This is a genomic window from Bradyrhizobium sp. SHOUNA76, assembly GCF_023006445.1.
In the GTDB taxonomy this organism is placed as follows: domain Bacteria; phylum Pseudomonadota; class Alphaproteobacteria; order Rhizobiales; family Xanthobacteraceae; genus Bradyrhizobium.
Window position 1 is genome coordinate 1 of the sequence record NZ_JALBHA010000620.1, and the last position, 3254, is coordinate 3254.

Annotated in this window: 5 protein-coding genes; 3 read left to right on the top strand and 2 right to left on the bottom strand. The window is 64.1% G+C overall.

The window, feature by feature from the left end:
• The 3 genes from MOV74_RS34490 to MOV74_RS34500 all read left to right on the top strand — a co-directional run.
• Positions 1 to 408 (top strand): RluA family pseudouridine synthase (locus MOV74_RS34490; protein ID WP_246931432.1); only part of this gene is annotated, 408 nt, incomplete at its 5' end.
• Positions 409 to 627: 219 nt separating this feature from the next.
• Complete coding sequence (gene rpoH, locus MOV74_RS34495; RefSeq protein WP_246931433.1) at positions 628 to 1527, top strand: RNA polymerase sigma factor RpoH; 900 nt, start codon at positions 628 to 630, stop codon at positions 1525 to 1527.
• A 192-nt stretch (positions 1528 to 1719) separates the two neighbouring features.
• A complete protein-coding gene (locus MOV74_RS34500) occupies positions 1720 to 2061 on the top strand; it encodes a hypothetical protein (RefSeq protein ID WP_246931434.1) in 342 nt (113 codons plus the stop codon).
• A gap of 222 nt (positions 2062 to 2283) precedes the next feature.
• Here the strand turns inward: MOV74_RS34500 and MOV74_RS34505 are convergent, their stop codons facing one another.
• Both MOV74_RS34505 and MOV74_RS34510 read right to left on the bottom strand, forming a co-directional pair.
• Positions 2284 to 2910 (bottom strand): N-acetylmuramoyl-L-alanine amidase, encoded by a 627-nt coding sequence (locus tag MOV74_RS34505; protein ID WP_246931435.1) that lies wholly within the window; start codon positions 2908 to 2910, stop codon positions 2284 to 2286.
• A 24-nt stretch (positions 2911 to 2934) separates the two neighbouring features.
• Positions 2935 to 3254: diguanylate cyclase domain-containing protein (locus MOV74_RS34510; protein ID WP_246931436.1), on the bottom strand; the 320-nt coding region annotated here is incomplete at its 5' end.

Genomic DNA, 3254 nt, shown 5'->3' on the forward strand with positions numbered 1-3254 from the left:
ATCGACCGCCATCCGCATGCGCGCGAGAAGATGGCGGTGCGCCAGGGCGGCCGCGAGGCGGTGACGCATTGGGACGTCCTGGAGAGCTTTGCCGGGCGCGACGGCAAGCCGATTGCGACGCTGCTCGCCTGCGAGCTCGAGACCGGGCGCACCCACCAGATCCGCGTCCACCTCGCCCATATCGGCCATCCCCTGATGGGCGATGCGGTCTATGGCCCGCATTTCAAGACCAAGGCGAACCAGCTTGGCCCCGAGTCGCAAGCAGCTCTGGCCGCGCTGGGGCGGCAGGCCTTGCATGCGTATTTGCTGGTACTGGAGCACCCGAGGACCGGAGAATTACTCCACTGGGAGGCGCCTTTGCCGGAGGATTTGCTTCTCCTTCAGGGCGCGCTGAAAGCGGCGCAATGACGCAGGAGTTTTAAGAAAAGCGTTACATTACAAAAGATTATAGCTGCCACACGGGGACGTGACGTCAGCAATCCTTCCCTTTTTGACCCCCCATGGGGTATATTGCGCCTGCGTTGGAAATGACCAACGCGGAACATCGCAGCTACGGCCGGCTTTAACACAGCGGTCGTCTGCCTGGCCCGCCGCTATCGGGGGCCTGAACCTTTGGAGGGCTTCAGTATGGCCCGTACCGCTGCTTTGCCGGTCCTCAATGGAGAATCCGGCCTTTCTCGTTACCTCGCCGAGATCCGCAAGTTCCCGATGCTGGAACCCCAGCAGGAATACATGCTCGCCAAGCGTTGGCGCGAGCATGACGATCGCGACGCGGCGCACCAACTCGTCACCAGCCATCTCCGGCTCGTGGCCAAGATCGCCATGGGCTATCGCGGCTACGGCTTGCCGATTTCCGAGGTCGTCTCGGAAGGCAATGTCGGCCTGATGCAGGCGGTCAAGCGCTTCGAGCCCGAGAAGGGCTTTCGTCTCGCCACCTACGCGATGTGGTGGATCAAGGCGTCGATTCAAGAGTACATCCTGCGTTCCTGGTCGCTCGTGAAGATGGGCACCACCGCGAACCAGAAGAAGCTGTTCTTCAACCTGCGCAAGGCGAAGAGCAAGATCAACGCGCTGGACGAAGGCGATCTGCGCCCCGACCAGGTCAAGATCATTGCCAAGCGCCTCGGCGTCACCGATCAGGACGTGATCGACATGAACCGCCGCCTCGGCGGCGATGCCTCGCTCAACGCGCCGATCCGCGACGACGGCGAAGCGGGCGAATGGCAGGACTGGCTGGTCGACAATACGCCCAACCAGGAAGCCATGCTGGCCGAGCACGAGGAATATGACGAACGCCGTGACGCGCTGAACGGCGCCATGGGTGTGCTCAACCCGCGCGAACGCCGCATCTTCGAGGCCCGCCGCCTCGCCGATGAGCCGATGACGCTGGAAGACCTCGCCGCCGAGTTCGGCGTGTCGCGCGAGCGCGTCCGCCAGATCGAGGTCCGCGCCTTCGAGAAGGTGCAGTCCGCGGTCAAGGGCACGATCGCAAAGGCCGAACAGGCCGCGCTGGAAGCCGCGCATTAAGCGGAGCGTTTCCGCGGCAAGAGATTGGCGGATCGAAAAAGACAGAAAGCCGGCGGCAACGCCGGCTTTTTTGTTGGCCGGGTGATGTCCAGCATGTGCGCGGAGACGCGGGGCCAGGCATCTTGAACCCGCATCGCCGCTCAACCGACCCAAAAATGAGAGTGATCAGCATCAAGCCAATGGACACCCACCGTGTCGATCATCCTGCAATCCACCGTCGGCGGCTTCGAAGCCCAGTTCATGCGCAAGCTGCCGCTGGTCGAGCAGGCGATGCGCGAGCACGGGCTGGAGCCGTCGGAGTTCGTGATCTCCAAGGACTATGCGGGCACGGCGACGATCCCGCTGATGGGTCCCTTCTTCTATAGCTACAGCGTGTTCTTCGGCGAGGAGCAATTCACCGTCACCGAGCCGAACGACATGGTGTTCCTGGACTACTTCTTCAAACGCGTGCTGGCCGTGGACGAACCGCCGGAATTGCCGCAACGGCCGGGATTGATGCGGCGCTTGTTCGGCTGGATGTCGCAGGCGGTGTGATCTTCCCCTCGCCCCTTGTGGGAGAGGGTGGCTCGCCCCGGCAGCGGCGAGACGGGTGAGGGGTTCTCTCCGCGTGTCCGAACTCGTAGGGTGCCAAAGGCGCACTTGCGCCGTGCCCACGAATTCTCTCCAGTTACATGCAAATGGCGGGCACGCTTCGCTTTGCCCACCCTACGGCTTGCGTTAACAGGGGGAGAAGGAAGAGCGCACCGCGCGCGCTAACTATTCCCCCCACACCCGCGCCAGGGCCGCGAGCCAGCAGCCTTCGCAATAGCGCGCGTCCTTGTAGTCGATCCAGTTGTGGGCATAGACGCGCTCGAGCGGGATGCCGTAGCGCGCGCGCAGCACCTTGACGAGGATCTTCCACGCCGCGACCTGCGCCTCCGTGGGGCCTGCCGTGACATCGGGATAGTTGCCTGCGAACTCGACGCCGATCGAGTTGTCGCGCACGACCTGGCGATAGGTCGAGCTGTTGTCGATGTACTTGTTGTCGTTGCGGTTGGCGCCGTCGCCATGGGTCGGCACCAAATTCTCCGCCACCGCCCAATAGACCGTGCCGTCGGTCTCGACCCACACCGTGACGCCGCGCCGCGTCGGAACCTTCGCTTGCGCCTGCGCGCCGCCACGCGCCGAGCCCGCCGGGCCTTCGGTCTGGTGCACGATGATATTGCGCCAGCCTTTTGCGTCGCGGACGTCGCCCCATGGCGCCAACCAGACCATCTTCAGGCCGGGAATGTCGGGTGTGCCGGAAGCGCGCGCGAGCTTTGCCAGTTCGGCGTCCTCGGCAATGGCGGGGACGATCAGACAGAGAGCGGCGAGAACGGCTACGAGCAGGCGAGATATCATCATCCGGATCCAATCACGGACGCTGGTCTAGCACGGCTCCAGGCGAATTTTGCGCGCGCCCTCGTGAGGACCGACCGGCTCGGGCGAGAGCGGCGGCGCCGGATCGTAGACGGCAAAGTCGTTCTTGCCGTTCTTCTTGGCCGCATAGAGCGCGTGATCGGCATGCGCGATCAGGCGATCCGGGAATTGACCGATGCCGCGATCCCACTCGGCGACACCGATCGAGATCGCGATCGGGATGTCCTTGCCGATGCAGGCCGCGGCGTCCTGGCGGCAGACCTCGAGTATGCGGCGGGCGATCGCGGCGGCCTCGCGCAAGGAGGACGACGGCAGCACGACGCAGAACT

Excerpts from the sequence above, each read along its gene's own strand:
- MOV74_RS34505 (WP_246931435.1), bottom strand. The coding sequence starts at position 2,910 with ATGATGATATCTCGCCTGCTCGTAGCCGTTCTCGCCGCTCTCTGTCTG.
- rpoH (WP_246931433.1), top strand. The coding sequence starts at position 628 with ATGGCCCGTACCGCTGCTTTGCCGGTCCTCAATGGAGAATCCGGCCTT.